10 protein-coding genes are annotated in these 18,360 nt (G+C 40.8%); 2 read left to right on the forward strand and 8 right to left on the reverse strand.

The window, feature by feature from the left end:
• Positions 1-410: 410 nt before the first annotated feature.
• From AAEY55_RS11695 to AAEY55_RS11720, 6 genes are all read right to left on the reverse strand, one after another.
• On the reverse strand, positions 411-2,132 hold the full coding sequence (locus AAEY55_RS11695; RefSeq protein ID WP_179806618.1) for an alpha-amylase family glycosyl hydrolase: 1,722 nt from the start codon (positions 2,130-2,132) through the stop codon (positions 411-413).
• A 171-nt stretch (positions 2,133-2,303) separates the two neighbouring features.
• A complete protein-coding gene (locus AAEY55_RS11700) occupies positions 2,304-3,797 on the reverse strand; it encodes an MFS transporter (RefSeq protein WP_179806619.1) in 1,494 nt (497 codons plus the stop codon).
• The gene (locus AAEY55_RS11705; RefSeq protein WP_339686305.1) at positions 3,790-5,658 is read right to left on the reverse strand and encodes an alpha-amylase family glycosyl hydrolase; all 1,869 of its coding nucleotides are present in this window, start codon (positions 5,656-5,658) and stop codon (positions 3,790-3,792) included. The genes AAEY55_RS11700 and AAEY55_RS11705 overlap by 8 nt, the downstream gene beginning before the upstream one ends.
• 105 nt (positions 5,659-5,763) lie before the next feature.
• A complete protein-coding gene (locus tag AAEY55_RS11710) occupies positions 5,764-7,620 on the reverse strand; it encodes a glycoside hydrolase family 13 protein (protein WP_339686300.1) in 1,857 nt (618 codons plus the stop codon).
• Entirely contained in the window at positions 7,621-9,120 is a 1,500-nt protein-coding gene (locus AAEY55_RS11715; protein ID WP_350551389.1) for a tryptophan halogenase family protein, read from the reverse strand.
• A 92-nt stretch (positions 9,121-9,212) separates the two neighbouring features.
• Entirely contained in the window at positions 9,213-12,029 is a 2,817-nt protein-coding gene (locus AAEY55_RS11720) for a TonB-dependent receptor (protein ID WP_339684821.1), read from the reverse strand.
• A 687-nt stretch (positions 12,030-12,716) separates the two neighbouring features.
• Here AAEY55_RS11720 and AAEY55_RS11725 point away from each other — a divergent pair.
• Positions 12,717-14,366 (forward strand): alpha-glucosidase family protein, encoded by a 1,650-nt coding sequence (locus AAEY55_RS11725; protein ID WP_350551392.1) that lies wholly within the window; start codon positions 12,717-12,719, stop codon positions 14,364-14,366.
• A gap of 49 nt (positions 14,367-14,415) precedes the next feature.
• Here the strand turns inward: AAEY55_RS11725 and AAEY55_RS11730 are convergent, their stop codons facing one another.
• Complete coding sequence (locus tag AAEY55_RS11730; protein ID WP_011328031.1) at positions 14,416-14,958, reverse strand: TIGR00645 family protein; 543 nt, start codon at positions 14,956-14,958, stop codon at positions 14,416-14,418.
• Between the two features lie 224 nt (positions 14,959-15,182).
• Between AAEY55_RS11730 and AAEY55_RS11735 the strand changes: the two genes are divergently transcribed.
• Positions 15,183-15,425: a hypothetical protein gene (locus AAEY55_RS11735; protein ID WP_011328030.1), complete on the forward strand. Its 243-nt coding sequence runs from the start codon at positions 15,183-15,185 to the stop codon at positions 15,423-15,425.
• A gap of 152 nt (positions 15,426-15,577) precedes the next feature.
• Here the strand turns inward: AAEY55_RS11735 and topA are convergent, their stop codons facing one another.
• Positions 15,578-18,295, reverse strand: coding sequence for a type I DNA topoisomerase (gene topA, locus AAEY55_RS11740; protein WP_182683285.1), 2,718 nt, complete (start codon positions 18,293-18,295; stop codon positions 15,578-15,580).
• Positions 18,296-18,360: the final 65 nt, after the last annotated feature.

Here is an 18,360-nt window from a genome sequence, read left to right on the forward strand (position 1 = left end):
AATAGGGGGAAGTCCCAATGACAAGTGTGGCAATTATGCTAGAAGTTGCTAGCTCCGCGTAGCGGCTTTGTTCAACAGCTTATTGAACACCACTTTGGGGGTTTATAACACCCCAAAACGGCGTATATTACATAGCTCAATAGTTGCACCAAACAACTCCAATGTAAACAAGTGATTACGTGTGTTATAAAATTGTCTTTGTTAAAATATCCCAAAACGACTTTTAATAATGTTATAGGGCAAAATGCAAGTAAGTGCTTATATGCACAGCTTTACTTTAATGTGATCTGATGTGTGACTTTGTGAAACTTCTCTTTTTAATTGTGTATTACAACAAAGAGCGAACGGGGGGCTGTGCGTAGTAACAAATAGGGGCTAACGCATGTTAACCCCTATAATAAGTATGCTATTTACAGTGTGTTATTTAGTAACAATAAACCGTAAGCGGCAAGTTGATCGCCATTGAGATCGTGCTGCCAACTGGCTGTTAAACCGTCGCGTGTAATACTGCTGATGCTTTGAGCTTTGTCCGTTAGGTTAAGTACAAAAACACTTTTGCTGCCGCTTAACTCTCGCGTTATTTCTACTATGCCATTGTCGTGCTGCGTTAGCTGGTAACTGCCGTTAATAGTAAATTCTGGGCGCTGCTTTTTCATTGCGATTAAGTGCTGATATAAACGCCAAACTGAGTTTGGTTGTGCTTGCTGCGCTGCAACGCTGCGATCGCCTGCTGCTAGTTGCTTAGCAAGAAACTCTGGCCACCAGTTTGCAAAATCATCACCAAATAATGCCGTTTCTTCAACCCAACTATTGTCACTTTGCGTAAAGCCCGCTTGATGACTATTGTCCCACTGCATAGGCGCACGTTTATAAACATCGTCACCGATGCGCTGCTGCGTTAAGCCTATTTCTTCACCGTAGTAAATATACGGCGTACCTGGCGAGCTAAATAACATGGCCGCAGCTAGTTTTGCTTTACCATCGTGCTCTTTAAGTTGATAAGCAACACGTTCTTGATCGTGATTAGTTAAAAACGGTGTAAAAAAGTGCAGTGGTGCTTGTGAGTCTTTACGTTGTTGTAGGTTTTCATCAAGGATGAGTGCATTTTTACCTTTGTGCTGCTCATTAGATGGCATAGTACCAAAGAGCACATCTGTGTCGGTATCGGTTTTAAGTAAGCTCAAAATTTTATAGCCTACTTCAAAGTCAAAGCCTTGATCTAGCCCCTTACCTTCCCCATAGTACTTTGCGGCAATAGGAAGGTCGGCCCATGCTTCGCCTACTAGGTAAGCTTGTGGATTTACACTTTTTATATATTGATTAAAGTCTTGCCAATATTCTATCGTTTCTTGGGTGTCGGCTTGTGCATTTGCACCGCCTTCCATAGCAAAGCGTACTGCATCAAGCCTAAATCCTGCTACGCCTTTGTCGAGCCAAAACTTTGCCATTTTTTTCATTTCATTAGCCACATCTGGGTGGCGTAAATTTAAATCGGGTTGGCTTGCACCAAATGCACCATAATAATATTGCTTACGCGTTTCACTCCAATGCCATACGGCTTCTGGCTTGTCGTTATCGCTCCAAGCATGCCCCCAACCACTGCCTGCTTTAGGCATATCGTCACGCCATACAAAATAGTCGCTAAATGGCGCTTGTTGTTTTTCAGATTGTTGAAACCAATCATGCTGACTAGATATATGATTGATCACTAAATCTAGTATAACTTTCATACCTTTGTCATCAGCCGCTTTTATAAACGCTTCAAACTCAGCCATGCTGCCATAGTCACTTTCAACTTTATAAAACTCTGTAAAGTCATAGCCATGATAAGAAGGCGCTTCGAAAATAGGTGTTAACCACAGTGCATTTACACCTAACTCTTCTAGGTATGGGAGTTTTGCGCTCATGCCATTAAAGTCGCCATGACCATCGTTATTGCTGTCGTAAAAGCTGCGCGGCCAAATTTGATAAAATATGGCACTTTGCCACCAATCTGCTGGCTGTTCTACTGCTTTAGTTTGCGCAGTAGTTACTGCGTTATTAGTGTTAGTATTTGTTGATGGCGCAGGCGCTGGCTTACAACCAGTTAATGTTAGTGCCAGTGCTAATGCACTCAAGGTAAAGGTTTTCATTTTATCCCCTTTGTTTTTGTTGTTTATGCTAATTGCTGTATACCATTCAATTAAAGTGTAACTGTAATATGTTGCGAATGGTTTTAGCCTAATGGTTAGTTATTTTGCTGCCTCTGCCCTTGCCTTAAAAATGCAATGGTAGAGGCAGTAATTTGCTTTTATTTATAAAAATTAAGATTGTTTAACGCGCAATACGGCAACGGCTGCCAGTAAAAACGACACCGCGCCTATTAACAAAGCGTATATTGGTTGATTCTCAAAAAAGTGGCGTAATATAAGCCCTAAAATGCTGGCGGCTAACAGCTGGGGTATAACAATAAAAAAGTTAAATATGCCCATATAAACACCCATTTTACTGCTCGGCACCGAGGTACTTAACATGGCGTATGGCAGTGATAAAATAGACGCCCACGCAAAGCCAATACCTATCATTGGCCAAATAAGTAAGGTGGGATCTTTAATAACAATAAAGCTGGCTAAGCCCAGCGCGCCTAAAATTAGGTTAAAACAATGGGCGAGCTTTAAACCAACGCGCTTAACTATTATCGGAATACATATTGCAGCAAGTGCTGCAAAGCCGTTATACGCGGCAAATAATATACCTACCCAGTCAGCGCCGTTGTTATAAGCTGGGGAACTGGTATCGCTGCTGCCGTAATGAAAACCCGTTACCGCTGAAGTGGTATAAATCCACATTGCAAATAACGAAAACCAGCTAAAAAACTGCACCCACGCCAGCTGCTTCATGGCTTCGGGCATAGTAAATACGTCGTTTAATACCTGATAAAAACCGCCCGATGTAAGTTGTTTAGTTTGCAAGGCTGCCGCTATAAACTGAACAACCCCAAAACTCACTAAACCACCAGCCAATAAATACAGTTCTTTTTCTAAATTTAAGGCGCTTACCAAGGCTAAAACGGCTAAGCCTAAAACACTAAATATTATGCCCCCTTTGCTAAAGTTAATATTAGCTGTTGGTTGGCTTTGAGAAGCAGGCTCTTCTTGTTGATTAAATGCAGCGAGTTGCTCTGGCGAGTATTCTTTGGTGGTTAGAATACTCCAACCTACAGCAACCAGTAAAATTACCGCGCCAAAGTAAAACGAATATTTTACTGAATCAGGAATTTGCCCAGCCGGTGCAGTATTGGCAATACCAAACCAGTTAGCCATCATCCATGGTAGTGCTGATGCAACTACAGCGCCAATGCCGATAAAAAAGCTTTGCATGGCATAACCTGTTGCACGCTGTTTTTTAGGTAGGTTGTCGCCAACTAAAGCACGAAACGGTTCCATAGTAACGTTAATTGACGCATCCATAATCCACAACATACCGGCAGCAACCCACAGCGTTGGTGAGTTAGGCATTATAAATAACGACAGTGTAGTTAAAATTGCACCATATAAAAAAAACGGACGGCGGCGACCTAACTTACCCCAGGTTTTATCACTCCAGTAACCAATAATAGGCTGTACAATTAACCCCGTTAGCGGAGCGGCTACCCATAAAATAGGTATATCATCAATGTCGGCACCAAGCGTTTGAAATATACGACTAACGTTACCGTTTTGCAGGGCAAACCCAAATTGAATCCCTAAAAAACCAAAACACATGTTCCATATTTGCCAAAAGCTTAGGTCTGGTTTATTGCTATTATTATTATTCATTATTTACCTTATTGGTTAATACCGCGCTACTTAGTGCATTAAGGGTAAGTGTAAAACTTGCACCTTGATCGTTATTGCTCACTAACACACCGCTATGTGTTTCGAGTAAATCGTGTAACGCTGAATTTGCGCCTATATTTGCAGTTGTTTGGCTATTTAAGTTAATAGTGATTGTTTGTTGTTGCTCGCTAAAGTTGCTTAGTACCAAAATAACTTGGCGACCTAAACTACGTGAAAACGCAACAACCCTGTCGCTACCCTGTACGTTTAAAGCGTGCATATCACCGCCCACTACCGCAGGTAAGTTATTTAACGCCATTATGGCTTTGTAGTATTTTTGTAAGCTAGCTTGCTCAGGTGTTAAATTAGCACCATCGAACTGGCCGTTATTCATCCACGCTTGATGCGCAGGAACGCCAATATAATCAAAAATACTGGTACGGGTTGGCGTGCCAAACCCGGCGTTTTCAGAGCCATCTTCGCCTACATCTTGGCCAAAATATAACAAGCTAGGCGAGCGGCTAATTAACGTAGATACCACCATGGCTGGTTTGCCCCATAGCGCGTTACCTGCAAAATCGGGGCTGGCAATACGTTGCTCGTCGTGGTTTTCTAAAAAGTGCAGCATGTGCTGTTCTATATCGGCAACTTGCTGTTGTGCATCAAAAATAGTGCTCGCAGCTTGCTTATTTTGCATAATAGCTTTTAGCGTGTCGTAAAAACCCACCTTGTCGTATAAGTAATCCATTTTGCCCTGATGAATATAACCTCGGTACATTTTTGGGTTATATACTTCGGCAAGTAAAAAGGCATTAGGGTTTTGCATTTTGATTGCCGAATTTAAAAAGCTCCAAAATTCAACTGGCACCATTTCGGCCATGTCATAGCGAAAGCCATCTACGCCTTTATCTAACCAAAATAGTGCAATATCGCGAAATTTATACCAGCTGTTAGGTAGGTTTTTGTCTTGCCAAAATTCATAGTGCGCTCGGGCATCTTTAGTTGCAAAGCTTGCAGGTAGGGTTGGAAAGTCATAACTGCCATCGGGTTTAACCCCGTAGTTTACTTTTACAGTTTCGTACCAGTCGTTTATATCGGGCTTGGCTGCACGCGCGCCGTTTCCTGTCCATTTAGCAGGGCTTTCGTTAAACAAGCCATCGGCTAATGGGTGTGCATCTCCTCCTAAAACTTGGTATTGATCAGAGCTAGGTACTTGAAACGACTGCCCTGGCACATAATAAAAGTTATTATCACGCGCATATTCTTTGCTGGTATCGTCTTGCTCGCCAAAGTCTTTTACACCAGCAGGCCTAGCAATTGAATGATAGTTACGCGCCACATGGTTTGGCACAATATCAATAACCACTTTCATACCATGTTGATGAGTGCGCTCAATAAGTGCAGAAAACTCCACTAAGCGACGCTCTGGGTTTACTGCAAGATCTGGGTTTACATCGTAGTAATCTTTTATTGCATAAGGCGAACCCGCACGGCCTTTAACTACATCAGGGTCGTCTTGTTTTATCCCGTATTGGCTATAATCGCCCACCAGCGCATGATGCAACACGCCGGTATACCAAACATGGGTGGTGCCTAAATCTTTAATGCCTTGCAATGCGGCGTCATTAAAGTCGGCAAATTTGCCAACCCCATTTTGCTCCTTAGTGCCCCAAGGTACATTCACCGTTTGGGTGTTACCAAACAAACGAGTGAATACTTGGTATACAACTGGTTTGCTGATCTCATCTGCAGATTTAGTTAATTGCTCATTAACCTGATTAGCTTGTGTTTCGCTATCTGAGCAGCCTGTTAGGTAAATGCTGCTGGCTAAAAACAAAGGGCTATATTTAATTATCTTCATTATTGTCATAGTCTACTCTACTACTTTGTCGTTTTTGTTATGAATTTAATACTAGTGTGAAGCGCGACTGACTGACAGTCGCTGCATACGTATTCATTAAGCAATTTACTCTATCACTAATACTGTGGCGCTCATGGGTGCTAATGTTATTGCATCAGTTAAATTAATTTGCTGCTTAGTAAACAAGTTTGTTGCTGTTGTATGCAGCTTAAGCACCTCTTGCATATACTCTAATGACCAATTTTTAGCCTGCTTATTTTTATTCAAAAATACCAACACTATTTGCTCATCGGCTATACGTGCATAACTGTAAATACCTTGCTGTGGACTAAAATGCGTTAGCTTGCCATAACCTAATGCAGGGCTTTGCTTTCTAAAATTAAGTAACGTACGTAGGGTTTGGTGCATATCACGCTGTGCATTTGTGAGCCCTTTACCTGTAAAGGCATTAACTGTTTGCCCAGCAAAGCCGCCCGGAAAATCAATACGAATATCGCCGTGGTCATTACTGCCTGTGTTATCGAGTAATACTTCGGTGCCATAATACATTTGTGCAATACCGCGGGTGGTAAGCAGCATGGTCATCGCCATTTTGGTTTTATTTAGATTTTGCTTTAGCTCAGTATAAACACGGCTCATATCGTGGTTATCGGCAAATACTAAAAGGTTATTTGGATTAGGGTATAAAAAATCATTGGCAAGTGATTGGTATACTTTAACCCAACCTGTGTTCCAGCTTTCATCTTCGTTTAAAGCTTGAATGAGCGCCTCTTGCAGCGAAAAGTCCATCACACTGGGTAAACTTGAAGTATAACCGTCGCTGTTATTTTTGCCCGCTTGCCAATACGATGCAATTGCTGGATTGGTAGTCCACTCTTCACCAACAATATTAAACGCTGGGTATTCGCTCATAATTGCTTTGGTCCAATTGGCTAAAAAAGCTTTGTCTGAGTATGAATATGTATCTACTCGAATACCGCTTAAATTTGCATACTCAATCCACCAAATGGTGTTTTGAATTAGGTAGGTTGCCAACAAAGGTTGACGCTGGTTTAAATCGGGCATGGTTTCTACAAACCAGCCATCGCTAAATTGACGTTTATCGAACTGGCTGGCGTGAGGGTCTTGAATGGTTTGCCTTGCATGACTAGTGGCATGTTTACCATTGGCAAACTCACCATTAAAATTAATCCAATCAGACGTTGGCTTGTCATTCATCCACACATGCTCAGAGCCAAAGTGATTAAGTACAAAATCCATCACTAAACCAATCCCCTGTTGCTGCGCTTTATTTGACAGCTCTTGGTAGAGTTCATTACTGCCCATACGGGGATCTATATTATAAAAGTCAGTAATAGCATAACCATGGTAAGAGTAGCTTGGCATATTGTTTTCAAGCGCTGGGGTTAACCACAATTGAGTTACCCCTAAATCATTTAAATATGGAAGTGCATTGATCACCCCTTGTAAGTCGCCACCGTGGCGCCCGCCTTTACTTTTTGGATCAGCGGCCTCTAACATGCCTGCTGCGGTGTCGTTACTGCTATCGCCATTTACAAAACGGTCTGGGTTAATTAAATAAAGGGTATCTTGGCTGTTAAAGCCTTTACGCTTGGCACTGTTGCTGCTGCGAGTATGTAACGGGTATTCAAAGCGCTCACCCGTTGGGCTGGTAAACACTAAGTCACCAGGCTTTGCTTGCGGCGTTATTTTTAGGTTTAAAAACGCATAATTAGGGTTATCTGTTTTGCTAATACTGATTAACTTAACCCCATTGTAGGGGATTAATTGCCACTGTTGTTTAGCAATGTTTGGCTCATGCAACATAACTTGCAATGCCTCATTTTGCATGCCAACCCACCAATTTTGTGGCGATACAGACATGGCCTGTGCCTTTGTTGCAGTAAATGGTATTGCAGTAAACAATGTTGTAGCAAACAGTGCTTTAATTAGCTTTTTCATTTAATTATTTTTCATCCTAGATAAAAATTCACTATGGGAAGGGAGTTGTTCAACCGTGTGGTTAATCAAAGCTTTTAAATCAGAAAATAATGCGAGCAGCGGCTCATCAGTTAGGGCGTTGGCTAATGGGTGATAATCATCTGCTTCAAGCCCCTGACCTATCATTACTTGCTGCCACGCTGGCTCGGAAAAAAGTTCGTCGTCTTCTCGAGTGAGCTTGCCTGTTTGCTTGAACAAGGTTATTTTTTGTTGCAGAGTTTCGGGATTACTCATTTGCTGACATTGACGCCCAAATGCGCTATCTGTGCGGGTGGTAAGCTTATAATGTAAAATTATAAAGTCGCGTATGCGTTCTATTTCGGTTTTACTTTGCAGGTTATATGTAGTTACTTGCGAGTGTTTAATCCCATTATGCGGAAACAACTTAATTAATCGAATAGCCGCTGTTTGAATTAAATGAATACTGGTTGACTCTAACGGCTCTAAAAACCCACTTGAGAGTCCAATAGCAACTACATTTTTATGCCATTGTAAGCGTCGGCGCCCCGTTTTAAAACGGATCACCCGCGGCTCTGTTATTGCTTTGCCGGGCAAATTAGCGAGTAATTGCTGCTTTGCTTCATCATCTGTTAAATAGCGGCTCGAGAACACTAAGCCGTTACCAACTCTGTGCTGTAAAGGTATTTGCCATTGCCAACCAGCATTTTGGGCAATAGAGCGAGTATAAGGTACTGGCTCATTCGCTGATTCACTTTGCACTGCTACTGCGCTGTCGCAAGGTAGCCAATGCGTCCAATTTTCAAATCCTGTGTTTAAGGTCTTTTCAATGAGCAATGCACTCAAGCCTGTGCAGTCTATAAATAAATCGCCTGAAATTATTTGCCCATCTAACAGCTCAAGTGCTTTTACAAAACCGCTCTCTGGGCATTGCTTAACATCCGCAATTTGACCCTCAATACGTTTAACACCGCGTGATATAGTCAGCCCTTTTAAAAATTCCCCGTACAAGGTAGCGTCAAAATGATAAGCATAATTTAAACCACTAAGCTGGGTATTAGGAATATGTTTTAAATGGGCGAATTTATGCTGTTTGGCCGCTTGGTAGTTAAGTGAAAAATCCCAAAAATCAGCATTAGTGCCCTGTTGCTTGGCCCTCAACCAATAATGATAAAACTCACAAAACGGGAGATCTTTGCCTATCTCACCAAAAGCATGCATGTAGCTGTGTTGTGGTGCTCGCCAGTTTTCAAACTCGATCCCCAATTTAATGGTCGCTTGAGTTGCTTTAATAAACTCACTCTCAGGTATACCTAATGCCGCATTAAGGTGAAGAATCGGCGAAATGCTCGCTTCACCCACTCCCACAGTACCAATTTGCTCTGATTCAATCAGGGTAATATTAACTATTTTACCTAGCACTTTATTTAGTAAGGCTGCGGTTATCCAACCCGCAGTGCCACCACCAGCTATTACCACGCCTTTTATTTGTTTATTCTGCATAGCCCCTGCTCCACTTGCTTTTAGTTAAGTGTAGTCGATATAAAAAAGCCCTTGTAAAACAAATCACAAGGGCCTTTCAACGCTAAAGAATGTTATAGCTTGTAACTAAAGCCAAGTAAGAACGTACGGCCATAATCTTGGTAATCACGTACTTGTAAATCACTATCACCTTGTAATGATAGAAACGGTTCTTCAGTGATATTTTGTACTTGGAAAGTAATGCTTAAGCCATCTAAGCTTTCTACACCGCCTTCACCAAAGTCATAACCAACTTGCGCATCCCAAATGGTTTCGCCTTTGATATCAACCTGTGTTGTTGCAAAGCCTAAACCATAAACATCACCTTTAAAGGCGCTGCGTTTACGCATACTAGTACGTGCTTGGAAACCACTACGCTCGAAGTAAACCGTTAAGCTATCAATTTGGTCTGATAAGCCTGGTAACTCGTAATCGTTACCGTTTTGATCTTTAAGATCTTGCTCTACACCTGTATGGCTTGCGATTAAGCCAAAACCATCAAGTGATGAATGAAAGATATGAAATGGCAATGCAAGTGATAATTCGTAACCCCATAAGTCACCTTCACCACCGTTCACTTTACCTGAACCAGAACCGGTTGAATTAGCTGGAACTTGACCTGTTGATGGATCAGCAACCCCCGACATATCTACTTCATAGCTGCCATCAAAAATCCACTGGGTGATATCTTTATAGAAGAATGCAGCTGAAAAATAGCCTTCTGCATCAAAGTAGTTTTCGTAGCTTAAATCTAGACCAGTGGCTTCTTTTGGTTCTAAGTTTGGATTACCACCTGAGATAGTCCAATAGTTACCATTTTCATCAGGTTGCTGGTTGTAGGATGCATTTACTGATGCATTCATCTCATCAAGTCGCGCACGTGAAATTGTTTTTGCCGCACCAAAACGAATCGTTTGCTCTTCATCAATCGCAAACGATAAGTTAATGCTTGGTAAAAAGTGGTTATAGTCATGACTTACATCAGTAGGCGTTACCACTACTAACCCATCTGCTGTGGTGTTAGCAGCTGAACCTTGTGATGATTGGTCTGTTTGTACGTAACGCGCACCAATATTACCTGTAACTGGAATTGAGCCAAGCTCGGCATTAATATCAAGTTGCGCAAAAACAGCGGTTACTTCTTCTTGCACTGTCCATGATTGCGTTTTATGTTTTTGGTCCGTTAAGCTTTCTTGCAGTAAGTCATAATAACCATCGTTCACTAAACCATTGGTATCGTAAGCAACCATATCACCCATACCAATAAAATCTAGGCTAGCAGTGCCTAAACGATATTGCTCAGGGATAGACAACATGCCCGGATTTGCAAGCGAGAAGTCTTTTAAGGTCATGTAGTAACCTTCTGATAATTTAGACTTTTCACGGTCACGGTATGAAATACCAAAACTAACTTTACTGAAATACTCACTTTCAAGTACTTTGCTTGCAGCAAACTTTAGTGTGGTTAGTTCATCATTAATTTCAGGAGCATTAATAAAACCATCTTGGGCAGTATTTTCGTAAGGTGTGCCTGTTAAACCATAATTATCGTTCAGTGCTTTACTCGCCCCCCATGACAATGGCCCACCTAATTGAATTAAGCCGTAATCACTGTAATCGAGTTCATGTGAGAACTGCGCACCAGTGTTACCACCGTCAAACGCATAACCTATGTTGTCAGCAACACCATTATTATCTCCACGGCCAGTACCTGAATAGCTTTCGATACTCCAAATTTGGCGCTCTACTTCAGAGCGGCTCGCATCAAACTCAACTGACCAGTCATCACTGATATCATATTTAGTATTAAAACCAAACTGAGTTAACTCCGCATTACGCTCTTCGTAGTCATTACGTACAACAACACGTTGACCTTGTGTTACCGCGCTGGTGATAAAACCACTTTCAGCATCTACGACCGCTGAGCTTGGATCGATTGTTCCTTGGCCCCAAGCAAATGGTACTTCAATACCGCGAAGGATTTTTTCATCTGAGAAGTCAACATAAAGTGCATCAAACGTCATGTTTAAGCGATCTGTTGGTGCGGCTTCGATAACAAGCATTGCAGAATCACGCTCAAGCGTAGATGAACGCACAAATGGTTTTGCGCCACCTAAAATAGGATTGTATGGGCCTACTGTTGTGTCATCTCTAACTTTATTTTCTGAGATACTATAGTCAGGATAACCCCATGAGTTCCAGCGTTTTTCTTGGTTTGGTGAGCTCATGGTATTGTATGCGAAGGCGACACCGATTGTGTCATCTGCAAATTGGTCAATATACGACACCGTACCGCGGAAACCTTGATCATCACCGTCTGGGTTTAACTTATCGAAACCAGTTTGCTCTAATTGACCATTAAACATGATCACACGCTCACCTTTACTTAAAGGTTTTACGGTTTGCATGTCGATAACACCTGCAATACCTTCTGCGTCTAAGCTTGCGTTTGGTGTTTTATATACGGTTACACCGCTCATTATTTCAGATGGGTAAAGGTCAAACTCAACACCACGATTGTCCCCAATCGATACCTGCTCACGACCATTAAAGGTTGTTGCACTTTCGTTTTCACTAAAACCACGAACGCTTACACGACTGGCACGGCCATCTAGGCGCTGCGCGGTCAAACCTGGTAAACGTGCAATTGACTCAGCAATTGACGAATCTGGTAATTTACCAATATCTTCTGCAGAGATAGACTCTACTACTTCAGATGAAAAACGTTTTGTATTGATTGACTCAACGACGCTGCCACGGAAACCTTTAACTTCGATGACTTCTACGTCTTCTTTTTTTATTGTATTTTCTTGCGCGGCAGCAGTAGCAAAGCTTGATAAACCGGCAGCTGTTAATGCCAACGTTAATATACTTGGTTTGAACATAGACATGATGTTATTCCCGTTACCCATAGTGTGATCCTCTCTCGTTACCCATAGTGTGATCCTCGCTTTGTTTGAGTGATAGTCAAACAAAGCGAGCTAATTTTGTTGTCAGGATTAATGTTAACGCTCTCTTCATTTTATTAACAACTTTATGCATACGTATTCAACACTCGCACATTGACAATATATTAACATAAAAGCCACTCACAACAGCACAAACGCTTGTTTTTAATAGACTTTCATAAATTCGTATTAATTACTTAATAAATTTAGTTAAATAATTATATTTATCAATAAATGGCGCAAGTTGTTAAATGTAAACTGCATAAAAATAACCATATTTAAGCTGATCCCTGCTCTGTATACGCTTATTGTTGGGCTTACAATTGGTAAGACCAATGAAGTATAGAGGCGATTAACTCAAGTCATTGTTAATAATGATTAAAATAAGAATTAACCTATAAATCAATTTAAAAACCTTAATTGGTAAGGTTGTTTTCTCGCTAATTTAAAATATTTAATTGGTTTTTAGTGATTTTTTTAATACTTAAAAAGTGTGTATTTTACTGCATACGTATGTAGTATTTTTACAGAATCACGGGCTTCACGTATGCTTTTTAGAAATATTATATGGTGAGTTAACAAACCATATTTAGCGTAATCGAAATACGGTGTACAATGACGGAGAAAAGCATGACCCAACAGCAGTGGTACAAAGGTGCGGTAATTTATCAGGTTTATCCGCGTAGCTTTCAAGATAGCAACAATGATGGTATTGGTGACTTAAAGGGGATAATTAATCGCATTGATTATATTAAAAGCTTAGGTGTTGATGCTATTTGGATTTCACCTTTTTTTAAATCGCCAATGAAAGACTTTGGTTACGATATTAGCGACTACCGAGATATTGACCCAATATTTGGTGATTTAAACGATTTTGATGCGCTAATTGAACAAGCGCATGCCCGCGATATTAAAATTATTATTGACCAAGTACTCAGCCATACCTCTGATCAACATCAATGGTTTTTAGATAGCCGCGAAAATACCACTAACGATAAGTCTGATTGGTATGTTTGGGCTGAGTCAAAAGAAGATGGTACAGCACCAAACAACTGGTTGTCTATTTTTGGTGGCGGTGCATGGCAATGGGAGCCGCGTCGTGGACAATACTACTTACATAACTTTTTCACGGAACAGCCTGATCTTAACTTTCATAACCCTGATGTTCGCAAAGCTGTATTAGATAATGTTGAGTTTTGGCTTAAAAAAGGCGTTGATGGTTTTAGGTTAGATGCAATTAACTTTTGTTACCATGACGCACAGCTTCGTGATAATCCTGCAAAACCAAAAGAAAAGCGTCAGGGCCGTGGTTTTAGTGAAGACAATCCGTATGCTTTTCAGTATCACTACTACAACAACACACAGCCAGAAAACATTGAGTTTATGCGTGACATTCGCACCTTACTCAATAAATACCCAGGAACCGTGTCTTTGGGTGAAATATCATCAGAAGACTCACTTGCTACTATGGCTGAATACACCGCCGGTGGCGATAAATTGCACATGGGTTACAGCTTTGAGCTACTAACTGATGACTACTCAAGTGAATATATAAGAAACACCGTTACTACACTTGAACAACGTATGACTGAAGGCTGGCCTTGCTGGGCATTTAGTAACCATGACGTAGAGCGCGTTGCAAGCCGTTGGAGCGAAACGGGTGAAGTAAACCCTGCGCAATGTAAGATGTTAACCGCCCTATTGGCCTCGTTACGTGGTAGCGTGTGTATGTATCAAGGTGAAGAACTCGGGCTCGGTGAAGCAAGCGTTGCGTTTGAAGATTTACAAGACCCATACGGCATTACGTTTTGGCCAAACTTTAAAGGCCGTGATGGTTGTCGTACCCCAATGCCTTGGGAAAACCTTGATAGCTCACATGCCAATGCTCACAATGCGGGCTTTAGTGAAGTAAAACCGTGGTTACCTGTTGATCAACAACATAGGCTGCAAGCAGTTGCTGAACAAGAGAATGATTCAAACTCAATATTAAATGCGTACCGTGAATTTATGGCATGGCGTAAAAACCAGCCGGTATTACTTGAAGGTGATATTGAGTTTTTACAAACCGAAGAGCCAATCTTAGCGTTTTACCGTACTCGAAACGATGAAAAAATGTTGTGTGTATTCAATTTGAGTGCGCAACAAGCAACATTAAGTTTGCCGGTGGCTATAACTAAAGCGTATGACACGCTTTCGCATCACAATGCTACTTTGAGTAATAACCAGCTAATAATGAATGGTTTTGGCTGCTATTACGCCCAATGTGCCAAAGTCATTTAATATAAAAACAAAAGCCTGAGTACGCTCAGGCTTTTTTATAGCTTACAACTTAATGACTGCTAGTTTTACAGTTTAAATAATCGGTAAACGCAAACAATACCCCTGAAACAACAAAGGTTAGGTGGATTACTATTTTAAATATAAGCTGATCTGATGAATATTGTGCTGAGTTTAAAAATACTTTTAATAATTCTACAGCAGAAATAGCAACAATTGCACTGATCAGTTTCATTTTTAAACCGGAAAAGCCAACTTTTCCCATCCAAGCAGGTCTGTCTTCATGGTTATTAGTTTTAAGCTTAGACACAAAACTCTCATAACCGCTAAAAATAACTATCATTAACAAGCCAGCTAAAAGCGTGGTGTCAACCAATGTTAGAATAGCAACTAACATATCTTGATTAGACGCACTAAATACTGAGCTCCCCATATAGTAAAGCTGCTTAAAAAACTTTATTAATAATACTATTACCGCAAATAATAACCCAACAAAAAATGGTGCTATTAACCAACGTCCATTAAATATAAAACACTCCAATACCGATTCTATTTTATTTGTTTTGGTTGGCTTAGAGCTTGATGATTCGTCCATGTATGATCCTAATTACCATTAAAATTTAACATTAACTTATTTCCTATTCTAATACAATGAGTTGAGCCTATTGAAATTTTAGTATTCCTTATCCTGACGATAAAAATATTTCGTTATCTTTTATTTCAAATTCGATTAAAAATCAGCATACCAACAGAGTTGTTCTGGCTTGGGCACACTTGTTTTAAATAACAATTGTCATAACATTTTTTAGGAATAAACAAATGAACAAAGCATTGCTAGCATTAATCGTAGCACCTCTATTTGCACTGTCTGCACTTAATGTGGTTGCAGAAGATGCGGCGGACGCTTCAGCTGAAACAGTTAAAGAATACACAGAAATGTGTGTTAACTGGGCTAAAGATGACGACGTAAGCAATGAAGAGCTTTATGGCTATGTATTAAAGTGCGTGAATGATGAGCTTGTATCAGAAGGCTACAAAAAAGTCTCTGCTGTAAAAATTTAATTAAGTTTATTGTCTAATTAAGTCTATTGCTAATACAGCCGTTGCGAACACTTTTAATTAGATATAAAAAAACCGGAATCGACACTCAATGTGTATTCCGGTTTTTTATTGCTTTCAAAAAGAGAAAAATTAAATACTTATATTAGTATTATTTATTCATCATCTTTTTTAGTTTTTGCTTTAACCTTAGTTTTAGCAGGCGCTTTTTTGGCAGCTGCTTTCTTTTTTGGTGCTGCTTTTTTCTTCGCTTCTTCAACCCACTTACCCGCAACATAATGCGCAGTCCAACCGGTCGCTTTACCGTCGACTTCGGTCATTACATACTGCTCTTTATTTTTACGGCTGTAGCGTACAACAGCTAAGTTTCCATCTGGATCTTGTGCTGGTGCATCGGCTAAGTAATAAAACTTAGGTGAAATACGGTCTCTAAAGCGTTGTAACTCTTCAACCTTAGGCGCACGTGTTTCGCGCGATTTAGGGAAGGTATTTGCAGCCAAGAAAATACCTGCTGCGCCATCACGTAAAACAAAATACGCATCTGACTTTTCACATTCTAATTCGGTAATGTGAACAGGGTCTTCTTTTGGCGGCGCAGCTTCGCCGTTTTTAAGTAACTTACGGGTATTTTTACACTCATCGTTATTACAACCAAAGTACTTACCAAAACGTCCCGATTTTAATTCCATATCCGCGCCACACTTATCACATTCAATAAGTGGCCCGTCATAGCCTTTAATTTTAAACGTGCCCTGCTCAACTACGTGTCCACTACATGCTGGGTTATTACCACATACATGTAATTTACGGGTTTCGTCGATTAGATATGAATCCATTGCCGTTTCACAAATTGGGCAACGTTTCATTTGCATTAATGTTTCGGTTTCAAGATCTTCTGCATCGGCACTGTCTGCGGCAACTGCTTCATCGCCCGATACTAAGTTCATCGTTGTTGTACAACGCTCTTTTGGTGGCAAGTTATAACCAGTACACCCTAAGAACACGCCAGTAGATGCGGTACGGATACCCATTTTACGGCTACAAGTCGGACATTCAATATCAGTTTCGACCATTTCATTAAGACGCATTCCGCCATTTTCAGGCTCGTCTTTCGCAACAGTTAATTGCGTTGAAAAGTCGGCATAAAACTTATCGAGTACTTCGGTCCAAATGCGCTCGCCTTCGGCGATATCATCTAAACGACCTTCCATTTTGGCGGTAAAGTCAAAGTTCATTAAGTCTTCAAAATTTTCTACTAAGCGGTCGGTAACTATTTCACCCATTTTTTCAGCGAAGAAACGACGGTTTTCAACCCGTACATAACCACGATCTTGAATAGTAGAAATAATAGATGCATAAGTAGATGGGCGGCCAATACCACGTTTTTCAAGCTCTTTTACTAAACTCGCTTCGCTAAAACGCGCTGGCGGTTTAGTAAAGTGTTGCTTAGGGTCAAGTTCAATTAACGTTAATGTTTCGCCTACTGTTACTGCAGGTAAAGACTGATCTTCTTCGTTCTTTTTACGAATAGCAGGCTGTACTTTAGTCCAACCATCAAAGCGTAGCACACGGCCTTTGGCTTTTAGTTGGAAGTCATTTGCTGCTACCGTTAATGTCGTTAAGTCGTATTCTGCAGGTACCATTTGGCACGCTACAAATTGACGCCAAATTAGCTCATATAGTTTTTTAGCATCGGCATCAACCCCTTCAATATGCCCCGAAAGCACAGTTACACTAGATGGACGAATTGCTTCATGCGCCTCTTGTGCATTGCCTTTTGAGCTATAATTAATAGGATCTTTAGGTAAGTATTTTTCACCAAATTGCTCTGTTACATATTCGCGACACATAGCAACCGCATCTTTTGACAGATTAGTTGAGTCGGTACGCATATAGGTAATGTAACCGCCTTCGTACAAGCGCTGCGCTAGCATCATGGTTTTTTTAACGCCATAGCCTAAACGTGTACTGGCTGCTTGTTGCATAGTTGAGGTGATTAAAGGCGCACTTGGGCGACTTTTACTTGGTTTTTCGTCAACGCTTATAACTTTATATTCTGCATTCTCAAGGCTTTTAACTGCTGCGCTTGCCTGAGCTTCATTTACTGGCTTAAATGGCTTGCCTGCTTGTTTGGCTACTTCTAAGCGTAACTCTGACTCTGCATTTTTAACGTCAGCATGAATATCCCAAAACTCTTCAGGTATAAACGCTTTAATTTCGCGTTCACGCTCAACGAGTAAGCGCACTGCTACCGATTGTACACGTCCAGCCGAAAGTCCACGTGCCACTTTTGCCCACAGTAAGGGAGATACCATAAAACCAACAACACGGTCTAAAAAACGACGTGTTTGCTGCGCATATACCATATCGGTATTAAGCTCACCAGGTGTTTCGAATGCTTGCTGAATTGCGTTTTTTGTAATTTCGTTAAAAACTACACGCTTATATTTTGCAGGTTCACCGCCAATAATTTCTTGAAGGTGCCAAGCAATTGCTTCCCCTTCTCTATCCAAATCCGTTGCGAGATATATTTGGTCAGCGTTTTCGGCAAGCTTTTTAAGCTCTTGTACTACCTTTTCTTTTCCTGGCAGTATTTCGTAATGTGGTTCCCAGCCTTTATCAGGGTCAATGCCCATACGCGCGACTAAGTTAGAATAGTCTCGTTGCTTTTTATACGCTGCTTTCTCTTCAGGTGGTAATTTACGCACTTCAGCCGGCGTTTTAGTCGCTGGCACTTTGTTTTTTCCAGAACCTGAAGTAGGTAAATCTCGCACGTGTCCAATACTGGACTTTACGATGAAGTCATTACCTAAATATTTATTAATTGTTTTAGCCTTAGCAGGTGACTCTACAATTACTAGCGATTTGCCCATAGTTGCCTATTTCTAACCAAGTTTTTTAAAATGTGTTTAGCCGACATAAGCGGCACGAATATTTA

Origin of the sequence: Pseudoalteromonas sp. 120-MNA-CIBAN-0494 (assembly GCF_040308885.1) — a bacterium.
In the GTDB taxonomy this organism is placed as follows: Bacteria; Pseudomonadota; Gammaproteobacteria; order Enterobacterales; family Alteromonadaceae; genus Pseudoalteromonas; species Pseudoalteromonas nigrifaciens.